At 63.7% G+C, this 19466-nt stretch carries 15 protein-coding genes and 1 tRNA gene; 11 read left to right on the forward strand and 5 right to left on the reverse strand.

The genetic code is table 11. The features are described 5' to 3' along the window. A partial coding sequence (locus QMG25_RS00005; RefSeq protein WP_283456060.1) for a transposase domain-containing protein occupies positions 1-393 on the reverse strand: 393 nt, incomplete at its 3' end. Between the two features lie 129 nt (positions 394-522). Here QMG25_RS00005 and QMG25_RS00010 point away from each other — a divergent pair. Next, positions 523-717, forward strand: a complete 195-nt coding sequence (locus tag QMG25_RS00010; protein WP_283456062.1) for a hypothetical protein — start codon at positions 523-525, stop codon at positions 715-717. A gap of 288 nt (positions 718-1005) precedes the next feature. Further along, a complete protein-coding gene (locus QMG25_RS00015) occupies positions 1006-1890 on the forward strand; it encodes a fumarylacetoacetate hydrolase family protein (protein WP_283456064.1) in 885 nt (294 codons plus the stop codon). Here QMG25_RS00015 and QMG25_RS00020 read toward each other — a convergent pair. Then, the gene (locus QMG25_RS00020) at positions 1887-2678 is read right to left on the reverse strand and encodes an HAD family hydrolase (RefSeq protein WP_283456066.1); all 792 of its coding nucleotides are present in this window, start codon (positions 2676-2678) and stop codon (positions 1887-1889) included. The two genes, QMG25_RS00015 and QMG25_RS00020, sit on opposite strands and share 4 nt — an antisense overlap. Further along, complete coding sequence (locus QMG25_RS00025) at positions 2675-5092, reverse strand: glycoside hydrolase family 65 protein (RefSeq protein WP_502866313.1); 2418 nt, start codon at positions 5090-5092, stop codon at positions 2675-2677. Before QMG25_RS00025 ends, QMG25_RS00020 begins: the two co-directional genes overlap by 4 nt. Before the next feature lie 474 nt (positions 5093-5566). Here QMG25_RS00025 and QMG25_RS00030 point away from each other — a divergent pair, with 474 nt between their 5' ends. The 4 genes from QMG25_RS00030 to QMG25_RS00045 are packed head-to-tail and all read left to right on the forward strand — an operon-like array spanning position 5567 to position 9927. After that, entirely contained in the window at positions 5567-7912 is a 2346-nt protein-coding gene (locus QMG25_RS00030) for a nitric-oxide reductase large subunit (protein ID WP_283456070.1), read from the forward strand. Next, a complete protein-coding gene (locus QMG25_RS00035) occupies positions 7912-8736 on the forward strand; it encodes a hypothetical protein (protein ID WP_283456072.1) in 825 nt (274 codons plus the stop codon). Before QMG25_RS00030 ends, QMG25_RS00035 begins: the two co-directional genes overlap by 1 nt. Then, positions 8715-9635 (forward strand): slipin family protein, encoded by a 921-nt coding sequence (locus tag QMG25_RS00040; protein ID WP_349307093.1) that lies wholly within the window; start codon positions 8715-8717, stop codon positions 9633-9635. Before QMG25_RS00035 ends, QMG25_RS00040 begins: the two co-directional genes overlap by 22 nt. Continuing rightward, the gene (locus QMG25_RS00045; protein WP_283456074.1) at positions 9628-9927 is read left to right on the forward strand and encodes a hypothetical protein; all 300 of its coding nucleotides are present in this window, start codon (positions 9628-9630) and stop codon (positions 9925-9927) included. Before QMG25_RS00040 ends, QMG25_RS00045 begins: the two co-directional genes overlap by 8 nt. Before the next feature lie 21 nt (positions 9928-9948). Here QMG25_RS00045 and QMG25_RS00050 read toward each other — a convergent pair whose 3' ends face one another. Next, positions 9949-12156, reverse strand: a complete 2208-nt coding sequence (locus QMG25_RS00050) for a RecQ family ATP-dependent DNA helicase (protein ID WP_283456076.1) — start codon at positions 12154-12156, stop codon at positions 9949-9951. A 95-nt stretch (positions 12157-12251) separates the two neighbouring features. On the opposite strand from QMG25_RS00050, the gene QMG25_RS00055 reads away from it, so the two are divergent. The 4 genes from QMG25_RS00055 (at position 12252) to QMG25_RS00070 (ending at position 15933) form a co-directional block, all read left to right on the forward strand. Beyond that, positions 12252-13676, forward strand: coding sequence for a phosphomannomutase/phosphoglucomutase (locus QMG25_RS00055; protein ID WP_283456078.1), 1425 nt, complete (start codon positions 12252-12254; stop codon positions 13674-13676). A gap of 60 nt (positions 13677-13736) precedes the next feature. After that, positions 13737-14198: a hypothetical protein gene (locus QMG25_RS00060; protein ID WP_283456080.1), complete on the forward strand. Its 462-nt coding sequence runs from the start codon at positions 13737-13739 to the stop codon at positions 14196-14198. Between the two features lie 3 nt (positions 14199-14201). Then, positions 14202-14660, forward strand: a complete 459-nt coding sequence (locus QMG25_RS00065) for an RrF2 family transcriptional regulator (RefSeq protein ID WP_283456082.1) — start codon at positions 14202-14204, stop codon at positions 14658-14660. A gap of 100 nt (positions 14661-14760) precedes the next feature. Then, positions 14761-15933 (forward strand): globin domain-containing protein, encoded by a 1173-nt coding sequence (locus QMG25_RS00070; protein WP_283456085.1) that lies wholly within the window; start codon positions 14761-14763, stop codon positions 15931-15933. Positions 15934-16933: 1000 nt separating this feature from the next. On the opposite strand, the gene QMG25_RS00075 is transcribed toward QMG25_RS00070, so the two are convergent. After that, positions 16934-18766, reverse strand: coding sequence for a phosphoenolpyruvate carboxykinase (GTP) (locus tag QMG25_RS00075; protein ID WP_283456087.1), 1833 nt, complete (start codon positions 18764-18766; stop codon positions 16934-16936). A 288-nt stretch (positions 18767-19054) separates the two neighbouring features. Between QMG25_RS00075 and QMG25_RS00080 the strand changes: the two genes are divergently transcribed. Beyond that, positions 19055-19127: transfer RNA gene (locus QMG25_RS00080), tRNA-Arg, on the forward strand. The last annotated feature ends 339 nt before the right edge of the window (positions 19128-19466 follow it).

The raw sequence follows: 19466 nt of genomic DNA on the forward strand, positions 1-19466 counted from the left end.
AATAGCCACGACCAGCCGCCCGGCGAACCGTGTCACGTGATTCGCTCCGGTCACCGCTGGGCCCCTGACCAAAGTGAACAACTCGCGCAGTGGCCCGGCCCCAACCCGGCGCATCGCTTCACTGAGCACTGACGCTGAGGGGCTCTTCACCGGCTCGGGCAATCCTGAGACCAGACGGGAGTAGACCTGTTTCCAGCCTTGATCGGCGAACAAGACACCGGCCAGCAACACATAAATTACCACCCGTGAGGGCAGCCGCCGCACACGATGTTCTCTGCCGCCGGCCGCCTCTAGTGCGGCATCGACCACCTCAAATGGGATGACACGGGTCAACTCACCCAAATGGCCAGGGGCAAATACCCCCGAGGCATGATTGATGGCAGAATCGGACATAGTGGCTCCCGTTGGAGTAGATCAGTCTTGGTGGACCGAACTACTCAAATAGGAGCCACACCTCATTCCGCACTAGACACGCCGACTTGACATCAAACACCACGGCCTAACCGAACGGCATTGGCACTAATGCTTGTACTGGCGATTGTCGGCACCATCGGCGACTTGAATGAAACGCCCGACGCCATCAGCGACCCGCTCAAGCCTGCGCGGGCCCGGACCGCCTGGGCACCACGGCTCTTGGCAATTCTGCCGCACTGGCTCTTTCCCGTCTTCGGCTTGCTGATGCTTGGCCTCATCGCACTGCTGGACGCCCTGGTCTGAGCAGCGCGCCGGGCCAGCGCGTAGGGCCCCTGCGCACGGTTCCGCTGGAGGGAAAGCACTGTGTTGTGTCCACGGAATACTTGTGGATTATTCCGTGGGGAAGAGACATGGAATCATTGAAGAGTTGAATCAAGCTAACCATCCGGCGTTATACGGGTGGGTATAAACGTCATGCTGAGGCCACCGAAAGGTGTGGGTAAAGAGGCCCAAAGCTCAGGTGGCAAGGCCCCGCAAGGGTTGACAGCAACGAGGACCGCGCAGTTTGCGGTTGAAAAGGATACGAAATCAATGAAGATTGCACGCCTTGGCGAGCTTGGCCGGGAAATTCCCGTGGTCATCGCCGCCGACTCATCCGGAACCGAGCAAAGCTACGACGCACGGGCGCTCACAGACACCATCGACGGGCCATTCCTGGCCGGTGGAGGCCTGGAAACCCTGCGCAAAGCCCTCGCAGACGGTATCCTTCCGGTGCTTGAAAACGCCAGCGAACTGCGCATCGGATCTCCCATTGCCCGCCCCAACAACGTGGTGTGCATCGGCATGAACTACGCTGCCCACGCTGCGGAGTCCGGCGCTCTTCCACCCACCATTCCGGTAGTTTTCCTCAAGCCGAGCAACACCGTTGCGGGCCCCTTCGACGCGTCCCCGATCCCGCCGGAAGCGGCCAAATACGACTGGGAGGTGGAACTCGGCGTGGTCATTGGCCGCGAAGTCAGCTACCTCTCCAGCCTTGCAGAAGCAGCCGGTGCCGTTGCCGGCTACGTGGTGGCCAACGACCTTTCCGAGCGCGAATACCAGCTCCCCGGTGCCGCCGGACAGTGGACCAAGGGCAAATCACTGCCCAAGTCCACCCCGCTGGGTCCGTGGTTGGTCCCGGCTGGCGAAGTCGACGCCACCGCGTTGACCCTGAAGACTTGGGTCAACGGTGAAATCCGCCAGGATTCCAGCACTTCGGACCAGATCTTTGACGTTCCCACGATCATCCACCACCTGAGCCAGTACATGGTGCTGGAACCGGGCGATGTGGTTCTGACAGGAACGCCGGCCGGCGTGGCCATGTCAGGACGCTTCCCCTACATCCAGGACGGCGACGTGGTCGAAGCCGAGATCCACGGGCTGGGCCGCCAGCGGCAGGAATTCTTCCGCGCCGGCACCAAACAGGGCGCTTCCTAACCCTCCAACAACTCGGCAAGGTCGGTGAAGACAACGTCGGCACCGTGCGACCGCAGCTGGTCGGCATAGTCATGCCCGCCGGCACTGTCGTGGTTGTTGACGCCGACCACCAATCCAAAATGGCCGGCCCGGCCTGATTCCACTCCTGCCAACGCGTCCTCGACGACGACGGTCCGGGCCGGGTCCACGCCCAGCAGGCGTGCCCCCTCGAGATAACTGTCCGGGGCGGGCTTGCCTGCCAGCTGGCTTTCCTTGACCACGTGGCCGTCGACGCGGGCATCGAAAAGGTCCGCTATCCCGGCGGCGTCAAGAGCAGCGGCGGTGTTCTCGCTGGCAGAGACCACGGCGGTGGGCGTTCCCTGCGCGCGCAGGGCCTTCACCAGTGCCACGGCGCCGGAGTAGGTGTCGATTCCGTCGGACTTGAGGGCATCCAGGAGCAACTCGTTCTTGCGATTTCCCAACCCCACGACCGTGCGGGCGTCGGCATCGTCCCCGTCGCTTCCTTCCGGCAGGGTGATGCCCCTGGAAGCCAGGAAATTCCGCACCCCGTCGGCGCGTGGTTCCCCGTCCACGTAGCGCTGGTAGTCGGCGACCGGATCGAAGGGATCGAAGTCCTTGCCGATCCGGGCGCCCTCTTCATCGAGGAATCTGTCAAATGCCTGCTTCCACGCGGCGGTGTGGACCGAGGCGGTCTTCGTCAGCACCCCGTCGAGGTCGAAGAGCCAGGCGTCGTAGGCACCTATGTCCACGTGCATTCTTTCGCTCCCGGAGGGATGCGCGCTGCTCATGGCGTTTCCTTTCGTGCGGAGGTCCTGCGGCGACCGCTTCGGAGGGTTGGCTCGCGTCCCGCCGGCTGGGTGGGACGCTTGGATTCTCCCGGCAGCAGCCGGGGCGGCGGCGTCGGGCAAGAGGTCGCCGTTGTGGTCGCGGTGACGGGGTCGCCGAAGTGGAATATTTGCAGAGCGTCCCCTTCCAACAGGCTGTAGCTCGTGCTGGCTTCCGTGGTCTCCACTTGCAGGCACCGTCCACGAAAGAGGACCCGGAAGCAGAGCCTGGTGACGCCCTCGGGCAGGCGCGGGGCGAAGCTTAGCGAGCCATCCAATTCGCGCATGCCGCCCAAGCCTGCGACCAGGGCGATCCAGGTACCGGCCAGCGACGCGATGTGCACGCCGTCTCGCGTGTTGTGTTCAAGGTTCTCCAGATCCATCAGCGCTGCCTCGGCAAGGTAGTCATACGCCAAGCCCAGCTGGCCCACTTCGGCGGCCATGACAGCCTGAGTGCAGGCGGACAACGAAGAATCGCGCACTGTGAGGCGCTCGTAATAGCGGAAGTTGGCGGCCTTTTGTTCTGCACTGAAAGCCTCGCCTCGCAGGTGCATGGCCAGCACGAGGTCTGCCTGTTTCACCACTTGTTTGCGGTAGAGGTCAAAATACGGGAAGTGCAGAAGCAAGGGGTATTCCGCGGGGACTGTGCCCTCGAAATCCCACTCCCGGTGCGCGGTGAAGGCCTCCGCTTGCGGGTGAATGCCGAGCTCGTCGTCGTAGGGGATGCGCATGTCCCGCGCCGCATCGCACCAGGCCGCCATCTCTTCCCCGTCGATGCCCAGTTCACGGGCCCTGTCCGGATTTCTTTTGGCGACGGCCGCGGCGGAGCGCAGATTGTGCTGGGCCATCAGGTTGGTGTAGACGTTGTTGTCCGCGACGGCACTGTACTCGTCCGGGCCGGTGACTCCGTCGATGTTGAACCGGCCTTGGGCATCGTGGTGGCCCAGCGAGCGCCAGAACCGTGCCGTCTGAGCCAGCAGTTCCAAGCCAATCTTCTGTTCGAAGTCGGTGTCGCCGGTGGCATTCAGATAGCGGACCACGGCGTCGGCGATGTCAGCCCCCACGTGGAAGGCCGCGGTCCCCGCGGGCCAGTAGCTGGAGCATTCGGCTCCTGTGATGGTGCGCCAGGGAAAAGCTGCCCCCTTCATGCCCAGTTGGGCCGCCCTGTCCAGGGCCGGCTGCAGGGTGGAATGCCGCCAGTCCAGGGCATAGGCGGCGGCGGCGGGGACAGTGTAGGTCAGCACTGGAAGCACAAACGTCTCCGTGTCCCAAAAAGCGTGGCCGCCATATCCCGTCCCGGTCAAACCCTTGGCAGGGATGGCCCGGCGCTCGGCCCGGGCCCCTGCCTGCAGGACGTGGAACAAGGCAAATCGCACGGCCTGTTGAATTTCAGCGTCCCCTTCCACTTGAACGTCGGCGCGGGCCCAGAAGTCGTCCAGATAGCTGCGTTGTTCGGCCAGCAGACCTTCCCAACCGCCTTGAAGCGCCCCGGTGATGGCTGCGTCCACCTGGTCGCGCAACTCCTGGCGGCTTCGTACCGCCGACCAGCCATAGCTGACAAATTTTACAAAACGCAGCCGCTCCCCGGGTTCCAAGGCGACTGTCATGCTGACCCGGCCCAGGTCGTCGAAACTCTCAGCCAACACATGGGTGGAGTCCGGGCCGTCCACCACATGATCCATGGCCGCAGCCACCAAGAGCCCGCTCTGCTCGGTTCTGTGCACCAACTCTGCCCGCGCGCCGTCGTTGGCGTGCATCTCCGACCGCAAGGGAGATTCCAATACTGCGGCCGCCCGAGGGTCGTCGCTGCCCGGGGGCAGCGGCTCGTTGACCACCAGCTCCGACTGGATCACCAGGCGTACCGGGCCATCGACAGCCTCAACTTGATACTCGACGGCAGCAATCGAGCGCTGGGCCAGCGACACCAGGCGGGTCGATGAGACGCGGACTGTGCGCCCGGCGGGTGAAGACCACAGCGCGCTGCGACTCAGGACGCCTGCACGGAAGTCAAGGACGCGTTCGTGGCTGTGCAGCTGGCCGTAGCGGACGTCGAAGGGCTCGTCGTCGACCAACAGCCGAATCAGTTTGCCGTTGGCCACGCTGATCATCGTCTGGCCCGACTCGGGATAACCGTAACCGGCCTCCGCATAGGGCAGCGGGCGCAGCTCGTAAACGCCGTTGAGATAGGACCCCGGCAGCTCGTAGGGCGCCCCCTCGTCCAAATTGCCCCGCCAGCCAATATGGCCGTTGGAGAGTGCAAACAAGGATTCGCTCTGGGCCAGCACGTCCAGATCCAAGTCCGTTTCCCGCAGGCACCATCCCTCGCAGCTATAGGCCTCATGGGAAATCACAGAACACCTCACCGTCCCGGAACGCATCGGCCATTGCCAAGGCCCCTGTCTTCGGCACCATTGTTGCAGTTCCAAACACGGCTGGCTAGGTGCTCCGGTCTTCGTCAATCCCGCCCATGCGCGGGGAGGGTGTGTTGATGGTTGAATTCTAAGTTTCCGCGCCCTTTCGCCAACTTTTCAACCCCCTTTCCAAACATGTATAAAATATGCAACTTTTATGGTTCAAACGCTTCCCCTTGTCTGGACGCAGGCGTAATGTGTCTGGAACTCGTACCAACAACTAAAAATTCAAGATCCCCGATTCTTGTGCCGGAGAGAATTTCGGCACCTTATTTGGTGAGCCACAGTGCCGGTAGTTGAGTTGCTTTGCATGCACGCACCTGCAGTGCCTTTCCCGGGCGGGGAACCAGAGGGGGCAGCGTTGTGGTTGAAATTGCGCGTAAAAACGGGCGTCAACGATCCGAGTTGATTGTTTCAAGAGTATGGATCCAAGCCGTTGCCATGGTGATGATCTTTGGGTTCCTGGTCATGGGGTTTTTGGCGGTCCGCACGTATACGGACTCGATGCCGATGCCGAAGCAGGTGGTTGACTCGCAAGGGGGAGTTGTCTTCACCGGGGCGGATATCACCGCCGGCCAACAGATATTCCTCCGACGGGGCTTGCAGGAATATGGCTCCATCGTTGGGCACGGCGGCTACCTTGGCCCCGACTACACGGCCGATTACCTGCGCCGGTCGGCCACCATGGTGCTGGCGGACCTCACCGCTACCGGCATTCAGGACCCACAGGGCGCACTCGTCACCATGATGCGCACCAACCGCTATGACCCGGGCACCGGCACGCTGGTGTTTACGGATGAGCAGATCAAGGCCTTCAAGGCCATCCAGACGCACTACGCGGACTACTTTGGTTCGCCGACCACACAATACGGGCTGATTCCCAATGCCATTACAGGTCCCCAGGACATCCGCCAACTGACCTCTTTCTTCGCCTGGACGTCGTGGGCCGCGGCTGCCGAACGCCCCGGCCACAACTACTCGTACACCAACAATTGGCCCGGCGAGCCGCTGGTGAACAACGGCCCGACGGCGGACATCATCGTCTGGAGCGGGTTGTCGCTGATTGCCCTCCTCGTGGGAATCGGGTTGCTGTTCGCGATGTATGGCCGGTGGAGCCGAAATGTCGGCTGGCACAGCGGGGAAACCCCCGCGTTGTCATTCCGGCAACCGGGCAAGGTCGCCATCACCCCGGGCCAGCGCGCCACGGCCTGGTTCTTCTTCATCGTGGCCATCCTGTTTCTTGGCCAGACGCTGCTTGGCGGCGCCATCGAACATTATCGTGCCGACCTCTCAAGCTTCTTTGGCTTCGACATGGCCAAGCTGCTGCCGTTCAACCTAGCCAGGACCTGGCATGTGCAACTGTCCATTTTGTGGACGGCAGCATCATTTCTGGCCGCGGGGATCTTCCTGGCCCCCTACATTTCCGGACGTGAACCAAAACGCCAAAGCTGGCTCATCTACGGCCTCCTCGGCGCCTTGGCCCTGGTCATCGCAGGATCGTTCGTCGGAGAGGCTATGAGCATTTTTGGGGTCGAGGCCGTGGCCGGGAATCCACTGTGGGACATGCAGTGGGAGTACTTGGACCTGCCAAGGGTCTGGCAGGGGGTGCTCGTCGTCGGACTGTTCCTGTGGATCATCATCATTTACCGCGGCATCCGGGCCCGGCTGCAAAAAGAGCACCGGTTCAACCTGCCCTGGCTTTTCTTCTACTCCGGGCTGGCAATCCCCGGCTTTTATGCCGTGGGCCTGCTGGCCAGCACCGAGACGGCGCTGCCCGTGGCCGACTACTGGCGCTTTTGGGTGGTGCACCTGTGGGTTGAGGACTTCCTGGAATTGTTCACCACCGTCATGGTTGCCTACATCTTCGTCATGCTCGGGGTGATCCGGCGAAAAATTGCCATGCAACTGATCCTGCTCGACGTCATCCTCTACTCCGTGGGCGGCGTGATCGGGACCATGCACCACCTGTACTTCTCCGGCACGCCGGTGGAGAACATGGCATTGGGTGCGTTCTTCTCGGCGTTGGAAGTCATTCCGCTCACGTTCCTCACCATCGAGGCCTGGAGCTTTTTGCAACTCGGTTCACGCCAGGAATCACGAAGTTCGGCCCCGTTCCCGCACCGTTGGGCTGTCATGTTCCTGGTGGCAGTGGGCTTCTGGAATTTCCTCGGGGCGGGTGTTTTTGGCTTCCTGGTGAACCTGCCCATTGTCTCCTACTACGAGATAGGCACAGCACTGACAGCCAACCACGCGCACGCCTCCATGATGGGCGTGTACGGGATGCTGGGCGTTGGACTGGCGCTGTTCGCGTTGCGCTACATCATCCCGGCGGAGCGTTGGTCGGACAAGGCTGCCCGTCTCTCCTTCTGGGGCCTGAACATAGGTTTGGCATGGATGTCTTTTGCTACACTGATTCCGCTCGGCGTTATCCAGCTCTGGCACTCCATCAATGACAGCTACTACGAGGCGCGGACGCTGAACTTCATTACGCAACCGGGCAACGCCGTCCTTGAATGGCTGCGCCTGCCAGGGGATTTGATGCTCATCGTCGTCGGCGTGCTGCCGTTCCTGTGGATCACGTGGCTGGGCGTTCGCCACGGGATCAAGGCGACAACCTACGATGTCCCGGAAGAAGCCCTCTTCGTTGTGGAGCAGCCGGCCACAGTGGCGGCCGGGGCCCGAACGGGCAACGACGACGAACCCCGCCAACGCTACGGCTCCGACAACCGCGGGGCCCGGCACGCAGGCAACGGGCCCGGAGACGGTCCCGGGGACGGGGAGCCGTGATGGACACCATTGATCCGCTCGTGTGGTTTGCCATCGGCTACGGACTTGTCCTGCTGGCCGTTGCCCACTTCCTTGACATCCTTGCGCGGCGCACGGCACAGCGCACAGTGGAGTGGCGCTCCGGCGGGTTCCACTATCATGGTGACCACGACGCCTGGCTGTGTCCCCAGGACCAGTGGTTGTGGCCGGAATCCTTTGACCCGGACAATCGCGTCATGCGGTACCGGGCCAATCCGGCCGTGTGCAACGCCTGCCCCGTCAAGGACTCCTGCACCACGTCAAGCAGCGGCCGGGCAATGAGCCGCAACGTTGATCCGTGGCCCAGCTCCGAAGCTGAACGCTTCCACCGTGGCATTGCCTGCGCGGTCGTCGTGCTGGCTTTGGCGTGGCCCCTGGCCACCATGATCGGGGCCAGGAACGGAGCCGAGCTGCTGGTCCTGGCGGTGACGGTCCTGGCCATCGCCGCCGCAAGCTGGCCGCTGTGGTCCCACCTGCACCGGTCACCGGCGAGGTTCCCTGACCACGTCAAGGTGGAGGTGCTCGATGACACGGTGGCCCGCCATGCTTCAGGATCCGAACGCGAAGCCCGCAGGCACACCAGCTACGGAAGCGACCACCGGCCCGGCCCGGTTCCGGTCCAGCTCACACCGCCACCGCACCACGCAGGCACAGCAGTGAACGCCGGCGAGACGGTGAAAGCTGACACGGCCGGGGAACACGACAAGTTTGCGACCCGCTGGGGGTCGTTCGGGGAACCCGGCGGCGAGGCAACCGCACCGGGACGGAGCAGGAGGAAGAACACATGGCCTGGATCCAGATCCTGATTGTTGTTGTGGTGGCGGTTGCACTGCTGTTCCTGCTTGCCTCGGTGAAGATTATCCGGGAATACGAACGCGGCGTTGCGTTCCGGCTGGGGCGTCTCCGTCCCGTGCTCGATCCTGGCGTGCGCCTCATCCTGCCGGGGCTGGAGAAGATGGTGCGCGTGGACCTGCGCATAGTCACGCTGACCATCCCCCCTCAGGAGGTCATCACCAAGGACAATGTGCCCGCTCGTGTCAACGCGGTCGTGCTCTTCAAGGTCGTGGACCCGACGCGGTCGGTCATGGCAGTGGAGAACCACGCGGTGGCCACCTCGCAGATGGCCCAAACCACACTGCGCTCAGTGGTGGGCCGGGCCGACCTCGATACCCTGCTGGCACACCGGGCCGACCTCAACGAAGACCTTGCCCGCACCATCGATGCACAGACCGAACCCTGGGGCGTGCACGTGAAGGTGGTTGAGATCAAGGACGTGGAGATCCCCGAGGCCATGCAACGGGCCATGGCGAGGGAAGCCGAAGCCGAGAGGGAGCGGCGCGCCAAAATCATCAACGCCCGGGGGGAACTTCAGGCCTCGAAGGAGCTGCGCCAGGCTGCCGACGTCCTCAGCGGCAACCCCGCGTCGCTCCAGTTGCGCTATCTGCAGACGCTACTGGAACTGGGAGCAGACCAGAACTCGACAGTCGTCTTCCCGCTGCCCATGGACATCATTGGACCGTTCCTTGACAGGATGCCGCGACGGGACGAAAAGGCTGCCGACACGGTGCCGACGGGGACCAACCACAACGGCCCAAAAAAGCCGTCAACGCAGCAGGAGTCGGAGCAGCACGAAGCCGGGGCCGGCCCGGAACATGACCTGACTCCGTTCCCCGAAATCCAGCTGGAAAGGCCTGACAATGTCTGAGAACGACGCGCCCGCAGCGGCCGCTCCCATCCAAGCCCCGGAAACCCGTCCCGGCCTGAAAATGATTGTCCTGGGGGCCATCATCTTGTTTCTTGCGCCATTGGCCGGATTCCTCGGCGGCACCATGATCGGCTCCCCGGACACCGAGACGCAACTTGACCCCATGTTCCTCTGGCTGTTTGTCGGAATGGTGGCTGGCGGGATTGGCGGGGCCATCGCCCTGGTGGGCCTGTTGCGCTGGCTCCGGTCCCAACTCCGTGACAGTGCAGTCAGCACCGACACCAACGCCTAGGCGGTGACGGGCCGCCCCCTCCTATCCGGCCTGTGCCAGCACGAGTGGCAGGACCTGTTCGGCGCCGGCAAGCCGGAGTGCGCGCCCGGCGACGGTGAGACTCCAGCGGCTGTCCACCAAGTCGTCCAGCAGCAGGACGGGACCGTCGGAGCTGGCTGCGAGCGCTGCCTGCAGCTCTTCCCCCACCACGAAGCGCTCCCAGACCCCTGCCAGCCGGTAGGCGCTGTTGCCTCCGCGCGCACCTGTGGGCCCGCCAAAGTCCAGGGACAGCTCACCCAGGTACGGCAGCTTCCCAATCTCACTGATGGCCTGGGCAAAGGAGTTCAGCAACTGTGGCTTGGTGCGCGAGGGCATGGCAACCACGGCCACGGGCCGCCCGGAACCCGCCCATCCGGTCTGTCCCCATTCGCGCAGCACGGCGACAACGGCCTGGGCCATCGCCGGGTCGATGGGAGCGTCGGGCGCTCCCGAGGCGAACATGGCCCGCAATGCATTGCCCCATCCCAAGTCGGTGAGCCTGGCCAGAACCCGTCCCGTGGATGCCAATTCCGCGGGCTTGAGCTTGCCCTTCACCGGCACTCCCAGCCTGTCCATCCCGGTGGGCCACATGGCCCGCGGGTCAAGCGGCAGACCTGCATGGCGCAAGGACTCCCCCGCGGCTTCGGCTGCACCGGAGCCAACCTCGGTGTCAAACCACCGCCCGGCACAGTTGTCGCAACGGCCGCACGGAGCCGCGGTGTCGTCGTCGAGCGCTGCCGCCAGGTATTCCATGCGGCAACCGGACATGCGTTCGTACTCGACCATGGACTGCTGCTCATCCACCCGCGCCTGGGCAATGCGCCTGTACCGTTCCTCGTCATAGGCCCAGGGCTGGCCGGTGCCCTCCCAACCGCCGGAGACCCGCTGCACAGCACCGTCAACTGCCAGCACTTTCAACAGGAGCTCCAGCGGTGTGCGCCGGAGGTCGACCCGGGCTTCCAGGGCTGGTGTTGACATGGGTTTTGCGGAACCGCCCAACGTTTCTAAAACGGCCATGGCTTTCTCCCTGTCCGGCATGGATGCCGTGGCAAAGTATCGCCAAATATCCGCGTCCTCGCTGCCGGGCAGGAGGAGCACATCGGCGTTGGCGGTGCCACGGCCGGCACGCCCCACCTGCTGGTAGTAGGCGACCGGCGAGGACGGCGCCCCCAGGTGGACCACGAATCCCAGATCCGGCTTGTCGAAGCCCATGCCCAGCGCGCTGGTGGCAACCAACGCCTTGACCTGGTTGTTCTTGAGGGCTTCTTCCAGGGCTTCCCTGTCCATGGTGTCGGTGCGCCCCGTGTACGCCTTGACCACATGCCCGGCGTCCGCCAGCAGGCGGGCCGTGTCCTCGGCCGCGGAGACCGTCAAGGAGTAGATGATGCCGCTGCCCGGCAGTTCGGCCAAGTGGGTGAGCAGCCAGCCCAGCCTGTCCCGGGAATCGGCCAGTCGCAGCACGCCCAGCCGCAGGGACTTGCGGGCCAGCGGGCCGCGGATGGTGAACACCCCCGCGCCGAGCTGCTCCTCAATGTCTGCCACCACGCGGGAGTTTGCCGTGGCCGTCGTGGCCAGGACGGGAACTGAGGCCGGCAGCTGGGCAATCAGGTCCGCAATGCGCCGGTAGTCAGGACGGAAGTCGTGCCCCCAATCGGAAATGCAGTGTGCTTCATCGACCACCAGCAGCCCGGTGCGCCGGATCAGGTCGGGGAGCTGGTTTTCCCGGAACGAGGGGTTTGTCAATCGTTCGGGAGACACCAGCAGCACATCCACTTCGTCAGCTGCCAGCGCGGCGGAGACATCCGCCCATTCCGTGGCGTTGGCGGAGTTGATGGCCATGGCCCGCACACCGGCACGTTCGGCGGCAGCCACTTGGTCGCGCATCAAGGCCAGCAGGGGCGAGACGATCAGGGTGGGTCCGGCACCCCTGGCGCGCAGCAGCAGCGAGGAAACGAAATACACGGCCGACTTGCCCCAACCGGTGCGCTGGACCACAAGGGCGCGGCGGTTGCCGTCCACCAACGCCGCGATGGCCTCGAATTGTCCGTCGTGAAATTCCGCCTCCGGATGCCCCACCAAGGCGCGCAGCACCACCAGCGCTTGGGCCCTGGTTCCCGCCGGGTCCCCAACAGGGGCTCCGGCGGAAGCGGGGCTGCCGGGAGCTGTGGGTTGAACGGGGGTCATTGCAGCAGAGGTTGGTTGGTTACTCATGCCCCCAGTATCCCAGCGGGCGGGGACATCCGGCGTGCTGCCGGCAAGATCTGTGCACAACTTCCCGGTTTGTCCCCCCACGGTACGATTGAAAGGTGACTACTGAAGAGAACGCTCCGGTTGACTTGTCCGCTTCGTTCAAGGCCTACGACGTCCGCGGGATTGTCGGAGAGAGCATCACCGCCGACTCCGTCCGGGCCGTGGCGGCGGCTTTTGTCGACGTCCTGGAACTGGCAGGCGAGAGCGTGCTGGTCGGCGGAGATATGCGGCCCTCCTCCCCTGAGTTCTGCCAAGCCTTCGCCGAGGGGGCTGCCGGGCGCGGCGCCAACGTCACGCTGCTGGGCCTGATCTCCACCGACGAACTGTACTTTGCCTCGGGCATCCTGAACGCCGCAGGCGTGGTGTTCACCGCCAGCCACAACCCAGCCGAGTACAACGGCATGAAGATGACCCGTGCCGGGGCCGTGCCGCTCTCCTCCGAAACCGGCCTGGCCGAGATCCGCGACCTGGCGCAGTCCTACCTGAACGACGGCATCCCGGACGGCACACCCTCCGGAAGCGCCGGGGAAATCGGCGAAGACGACATCCTGAAGCAATACGCCCAATACCTGCGCAAACTCGTTGACCTCTCCGACTCCCGGCCGCTGAAAATCGTGGTCGACGCCGGCAACGGCATGGCCGGCATGACCACCCCGGCCGTCCTGGGCGACACGCTCCTGCCCTCCCTGCCCTTCGAGATCGTCCCGCTGTACTTTGAACTCGACGGCACCTTCCCCAACCACCCCGCCAACCCGCTGGAACCGGCCAACCTGCTCGACCTGCAGGCCGCCGTCGTGGCGCACGGGGCGGACATAGGCCTGGCCTTCGACGGCGACGCCGACCGCTGCTTCGTGATCGATGAAACCGGCGCCCCGCTCTCCCCCTCGGCCGTCACGGCACTGGTGGCGCGGCGCGAAATCGCCCGCGCCCAAGCCCTCGGCGAGGACCACCCCACCGTCATCCACAACCTCATCACCTCCCGCGCGGTGCCGGAACTGATCACCCACGACGGCGGCCGCGCCGTCCGCACCCGCGTGGGCCACTCCTTCATCAAGGCCACCATGGCCGCCGAAGGAGCCGTCTTCGGCGGAGAACACTCCGCCCACTACTACTTCCGCGACTTCTTCAACGCCGACACCGGCATGCTCGCCGCCATGCACGTCCTCGCCGCACTGGGCGAACAAGACGGCACCCTCTCGGACCTCGGCCGCGAATACGAACCGTACGTCTCCAGCGGGGAAATCAACTCCCAACTCGCCGACGTCCCGGCCGCCGTGGCCAGGGTCCGTGCCACCTACACGCGCGAGGGCATCACCGTCGACGAACTCGACGGCATCACCTTCACCGCCAACGACGGCACCTGGTGGTTCAACCTCCGCGCCTCCAACACCGAACCCTTCCTGCGCCTGAACGCCGAAGCCGTCGACGCCGTCACCATGGCCGACATCCGCGACGACGTCCTCGCCGTCGTCCGCAGGTAACACCCCCTCCCGCCGGCGCATCCCGGCATCATCCACCCACCCCATTTTGTAGGAGTCACCATGGAGCACACCACGCCCGAGCAATCCGAAACAGACGCACTGGTCCAGGACGACCTCAACAAGGTCATCGGCACCGCGCTGGGCGTGGCCGCCGAACAGCTGGAAACCCACGGCGCCTTCTTGCCGGTGGGCCTTGTCATGACGCTCGACGGCGAACTCAACTTGGTGGCCGTGTCACCCAACGAGGTGGCCGGCGAGGGTGAGGAAGAAACCGAGCTCGACGCCGACCAAATGGTCGCGGACCTGTTCGAGGCACTGACGCAGCAGCGCGAACAAAACCGGGCGGCCGCCGTCGTGTGTGACATCCACCTGCCCGACGATGCCACCGACGCCATCCACGTCATGGCCGAGCACAGCACGGGCCTGGGCGTCTCCGCCGTGCGCCCCTACCGCCAGGCACCCAGCGGCTGGGAGTTCGGCAATCCCTTCCTCGAGGCCGGCGAACTGGCAATTTGGGCATAAGCCATGCGCATCAATAGCTTTTCCGATGTGAGCTTGCGCCTGTTGATGGTGCTCAGCTCCATGCCCGACGACGAACTTGCCACCTCGCGCGAGCTCGCTGAACAGGTGGGCACCCCCTACAACCACGTCAGCAAGGCCGTGTTGAAGCTGCGGCAAATGGGGCTGTTGGAGGCCATCCGCGGCCGCAGCGGCGGCGTGCGCATCACCTCCGCGGGCAAGGCAGCCACCGTGGGCAAGGTGCTGCGCGTGCTGGATGACCACAGCGACGTGGCCGAATGCGTCACCGACATGGGCTCCTGCCCGCTGGTGCACGACTGCGGGCTGCGCGGCGCCTTGAACCATGCGCGCGAAGCCTTCTACGTTTCACTGGACAATGTGACCATCTACAGCCTGGCCAGGAAGACCTCCAACGGCCCGGTCCCTGTGACGTTGAGCACAGCACGCCCGAGCTGTTCCGCGTAATTCCACAGTTTTTCTACGACACGTAGAAAAACTGAATTTAAACTCGCATTTCAGATGCTACTTTGGAGTTGTCACTATGACTTTCACCCAAGGAGTAAAGATGCTTTCGGAAAAATCGCGCCCATTGATTGTTGCCACGCTGCCTTTGGTTGGCTCTAGGCTGGGCGCCATCACCCCGAACTTCTACAACCGGATGTTCGCTGCACGCCCGGAGCTCATGGACGGATTGTTCAGCCGCGCCAACCAAAACAACGGTGAGCAGCAGAAGGCCCTGGCCGGCTCCATCGCAGGTTTCGCCACCGCCCTGGTGTCCAACCCGGACATGATTCCCGAGCAGATGCTCAGCCGCATCGCCCACAAGCACACGGGCCTGGGCATCACCGAAGACCAGTACGAAATTGTCTACAAGTACCTCTTCGAGGCCATCGCCGAAGAGCTTGCCGATGTCATCACCGCAGAGATCGCCGAAGCCTGGACCGAGGTCTACTGGCTCATGGCCAACGCCTTGGTCAAGATTGAAAAGGGCCTCTACGCGCTCCAGGCCAACGACAAGCTGTGGATGCCCTGGACCATCGTCGAAAAGAACCCCGCAGGCGCCGACTCCATGACCTTCGTGCTGGAACCGGCCGACGACACCCCCGTCACGGTGGCCCGCCCCGGCCAGTTCGTCACAGTCAAGGTTGCCCTGCCCGACGGCTTGCTCCAGTGCCGCCAGTACTCGCTCTCGTCCGACGTTGAATCCACCACCCGCCGCGTGTTCACCACCAAGCGCGACGACGGTGGCGAGGTTTCACCGGTGCTGCACAACCATGTGAAGGTCGGGGACGTCGTGGAACTTTCCAACCCTTACGGCGATGTGACGCTCGACGGCGAAGGCCCGGTCGTGTTTGCCACGGCAGGCATCGGCTGCACCCCGTCCGCATCGGCCCTGCGCGCCCTGGCCAACGCCGGCGTCGACCGTGAGGTCCTGGTCCTCCATGCCGAGAAGAACCTCGAGGCCTGGGCGCTGCGCGAGCAGATGACCACGGACGTCGACACTATCACCAGCGCCACCATGCAGCTCTGGCTGGAAGAGCCCACCGAAGGCTTCAACAAGGGCTTCATGACCCTTGACGGACTGGACATTCCCAGCGACGCCTCCATGTATGTATGCGGCCCGCTGCCGTTCATGAAGGCCATCCGCAACCAGGCCATGGACGCCGGCATCCCGTCCGCCAAGATCCACTACGAGGTCTTCGGCCCCGACCTGTGGCTGGCCGGCGCCGCCAACTAGTCTCGGCTCCTTTAGTCTCGGCTCCTTGAGGGCCCCGGCGAGCTCGACCACCTGTGGTTGAGCTCGGCGGGGCCCTTTTTGGCGTCCGGCCCCGGATCTTGCCGTCCCTTGGCCTGACAACGCGGGTCATCCCCCGCCCACCGAATCTGTTCAGCAGCTCCTGCGAGTCATCCCCCTCCCACCGAATCTGTTCAGCAGCACCTGCGAGTCATCCCCCTCCCACCGAATCTGTTCAGCAGCACCTGCGAGTCATCCCCCTCCCACCGAATCTGTTCAGCAGCACCTGCGAGTCATCCCCCTCCCACCGAATCTGTTCAGCAGCACGTGCGAGTCATCCCCCTCCCACCGAATCTGTTCAGCAGCTCCTGCGAGTCATCGCGCCGAACACTCGCAGGAGCTGCTGAATAGGATGCCGGGGGCAGCCCGCACCCGCAGGAGCTGCAGAACAGAACGCAGTACGGACAAGAAGCGGCAGGCAGGAGACTGGAACTGGCTACGGCTGGTTGCGAAAAAGGCGCCTCGGCTTGCGGCACCTCAAACGTAGTGTCCTGCTCAGGATCTTGCTACCTCTCGGCTGGACAACGACGGTCATCCCACGATCGCACCACCCATACAGCAGCACCTGCGAGTCATCCCCCACCCACCAACTCTATTCAGCAGCACCTGCGGGCCCCTCCCTGCTCACCCCGTCCATTCAGCAGCACCTGCGGGCCCCTCCCTGCTCACCCCGTCCATTCAGCAGCACCTGCGGGTCACCGCACCGAACACCCGCAGGAGCTGCAGAATAGAATGCCGGAGCCAGCCCGCACCCGCAGGAGCTGCAGAACAGAACGCAGCACCGGCAAGAAGCTGCCGGCAGGAGACTGGGACTGGCCACGGCTGATTGCGGAAACGGCGCCGCGGCTTGCGGCACCTCAAATCAAAGGGCCCGATGGATACCGGCCGGTTGTGGTCGAGATCCATCGAGCCCCTTTTCAGTGGTCGCTCCAGACACCGTTGTCTATGCGGCGAACCGTTCCTTCAGGCCGCTGAGTTCGGCAGCCAATTCCTGGGGCAGGGAGTCACCAAAGCGGGCGTACCATTCCTCGATGCCGGCCAGCTCGGTCTCCCATTCTTCCGGGACCACCTTGAGTGCATCGGCCATGTCCGAGTCCGTGACCTGAATCCCGGCCAGGTCCAGTGAGCCGGGGGCCGGGATGAAACCGATGGGTGTTTCAACAGCCTCAGCGGTGCCCTCCAAACGCTCGACTACCCATTTGAGCACGCGGCTGTTCTCGCTGAACCCGGGCCAGGCGAAGCTGCCGTCGTCCGTGCGGCGGAACCAGTTCACCAGGAAAATCTTGGGCAACCGCTCGTGGTTGGCGTTGGCTGAAAGCTCAATCCAGTGCTTGAGGTAGTCCCCCGCGTTGTAACCGATGAACGGCAGCATGGCCATCGGATCCCGGCGCACCACTCCAACAGCACCGGTGGCGGCCGCCGTCGTTTCCGAAGAAAGCGTGGAGCCCATGAAGACGCCGTGGTTCCAGTCCCGTGACTGGGTGACCAGCGGGATGGTGGTCTTGCGGCGCCCGCCAAACAAAATGGCGTCGATTTCCACGCCCTTGGGGTCGTAGTAATCCTTGGAGAGCATGTCCAGCTGGTCAATGGGGGTGCAGAAACGGGAGTTGGGGTGCGCTGCCGGGCGTCCGGAACCTGGCACCCAGCTGTTGCCCTGCCAATCCGTCAGGTGAGCGGGCACTTCGGTGGTCATGCCCTCCCACCAGACACCGCCGTCGTCCGTCAGGGCAACGTTGGTGAAGATGGAATTGCCCTTGGCAATGGCAGCCATGGCATTGGGGTTGGTGTGCCAGCCGGTACCTGGCGCAACGCCAAACAGGCCCGCCTCCGGGTTCACCGCCCGCAGCTCGCCCTCCTTGCCGAAGCGCATCCAGTTGATGTCGTCGCCCAAGGTTTCAGCCTTCCACCCGGGGATGGTGGGCTCGAGCAGCGCCAGGTTGGTCTTGCCGCACGCGGACGGGAACGCGGCGGCCACGTGGTGGTCCTGGCCTTCCGGACTTGTCAGCTTCAGGATCAGCATATGTTCGGCCAGCCATCCTTCGTCGCGCGCCATGGCGGAGGCGATGCGCAGGGCGAAGCATTTCTTGCCCAGCAGTGCGTTGCCGCCGTAGCCGGAGCCGAAGGAGAAGATGGAGCGCTCTTCCGGAAAGTGCACGATCCACTTTTCCGGATTGCACGGCCAGGACACGTCCTTGTCCCCGAGCGCCAGCGGTGCTCCCACCGAGTGGAGGGCGGGGACGAAAAAGGCATTGCTGTCTTCGAGCTTGCGCAGGACGTCGCTGCCAATACGCGCCATGATCCGCATGGAGGCAACCACGTAGGCGGAGTCGGTGATCTCCACGCCAAACTTGGGGTCTTCGGCGTCGAGCGGGCCCATGACGAATGGAATGACGTACATGGTGCGCCCGCGCATACTGCCGGCAAACTTGCCGTCCAGAATTTCCTTCATGGACGCCGGAGCCATCCAGTTGTTGGTGAAGCCGGCATCGCGCTCTTTTTCGGAGCAGATGAACGTCCGGCCTTCAACGCGGGCCACATCCACCGGGTCCGAGAATGCTGCAAAGGAGTTGGGGAACAGTTCCTGATTGAGCCGGGTCAGCGTTCCCTTTTCAACCAACTGATCAGTCAACTGTGCATATTCCGCTGCAGATCCGTCCACCCAGCGGATGCTCTCCGGCAAAGTGAGCGAGGCAACTTCCGCGACCCAAGAGGCGAGCCTCTTATGGGTGGTCATTGCCTGCTCAACGGTTTCCTGCACTGCAACAGCGTGGCCCATTGCGATTCCCTTCGATGAATGGGTGGGTGATGTCTAAATGCTATGGCTCGCCATTTGGACCCTCCGGGCATCGGATATGGGATGTACACGCTGGTGGCAGAGCAAATTCCCCGATTTTGTAAGGATCTTCCTTTCAGTTATCGCCATTAAACGTGTGCTAGATCACGTAGACCGGTCTAGTGCCGGGGAACACCACGGCTTCGATTTGTCTGCGGCGCCCATGTCGGGTTAGAGTTATTCACGGCCCGAGGGTCAACAAAGAAACAAAGAAACAAAGAAACAGAATATGCGTGCGTAGCTCAATGGATAGAGCACCTGACTACGGATCAGGAGGTTGGGGGTTCGAGTCCCTTCGCGCGCACTATTGCAGAAAGGGTCCCAAACATTGAGTTTGGGACCCTTTCTTTTTCGCATTTAACCGCGATCCAGTTGGCCCAGCGACTCCTGCCAGCAAAGGGCTGAAACCCGCGCTGACGCCACTCCCCCAATCGAAAGCGGAGCAGTCGGCAATGTTCTCGAAGAACATTGCCGACTAATGTACTTTCGGCGAGGCGGCGAGGGTACGGGCAGGATGATAGAGCCGCGAGGGTGGACGGCAGGGGGACGGGCGCGGCGGCGAGTGACGGGGCCGCGAACAACGGTGCGGCGTGGCCATTTTTCGCTTCCCGCACGAGCGGCGACTACCGTATCTGGTGGCAGG

Source organism: Arthrobacter sp. H35-D1 (assembly GCF_030063185.1).
Lineage (GTDB): Bacteria > Actinomycetota > Actinomycetes > Actinomycetales > Micrococcaceae > Specibacter.

Excerpts from the sequence above, each read along its gene's own strand:
- QMG25_RS00010 (WP_283456062.1), top strand. The coding sequence starts at position 523 with ATGCTTGTACTGGCGATTGTCGGCACCATCGGCGACTTGAATGAAACG.
- QMG25_RS00015 (WP_283456064.1), top strand. The coding sequence starts at position 1,006 with ATGAAGATTGCACGCCTTGGCGAGCTTGGCCGGGAAATTCCCGTGGTC.
- QMG25_RS00020 (WP_283456066.1), bottom strand. The coding sequence starts at position 2,678 with ATGAGCAGCGCGCATCCCTCCGGGAGCGAAAGAATGCACGTGGACATA.
- QMG25_RS00025 (WP_502866313.1), bottom strand. The coding sequence starts at position 5,092 with ATGCGTTCCGGGACGGTGAGGTGTTCTGTGATTTCCCATGAGGCCTAT.
- QMG25_RS00030 (WP_283456070.1), top strand. The coding sequence starts at position 5,567 with ATGGTGATGATCTTTGGGTTCCTGGTCATGGGGTTTTTGGCGGTCCGC.
- QMG25_RS00035 (WP_283456072.1), top strand. The coding sequence starts at position 7,912 with ATGGACACCATTGATCCGCTCGTGTGGTTTGCCATCGGCTACGGACTT.
- QMG25_RS00040 (WP_349307093.1), top strand. The coding sequence starts at position 8,715 with ATGGCCTGGATCCAGATCCTGATTGTTGTTGTGGTGGCGGTTGCACTG.
- QMG25_RS00045 (WP_283456074.1), top strand. The coding sequence starts at position 9,628 with ATGTCTGAGAACGACGCGCCCGCAGCGGCCGCTCCCATCCAAGCCCCG.
- QMG25_RS00050 (WP_283456076.1), bottom strand. The coding sequence starts at position 12,156 with ATGAGTAACCAACCAACCTCTGCTGCAATGACCCCCGTTCAACCCACA.
- QMG25_RS00060 (WP_283456080.1), top strand. The coding sequence starts at position 13,737 with ATGGAGCACACCACGCCCGAGCAATCCGAAACAGACGCACTGGTCCAG.
- QMG25_RS00065 (WP_283456082.1), top strand. The coding sequence starts at position 14,202 with ATGCGCATCAATAGCTTTTCCGATGTGAGCTTGCGCCTGTTGATGGTG.
- QMG25_RS00070 (WP_283456085.1), top strand. The coding sequence starts at position 14,761 with ATGCTTTCGGAAAAATCGCGCCCATTGATTGTTGCCACGCTGCCTTTG.
- QMG25_RS00075 (WP_283456087.1), bottom strand. The coding sequence starts at position 18,766 with ATGGGCCACGCTGTTGCAGTGCAGGAAACCGTTGAGCAGGCAATGACC.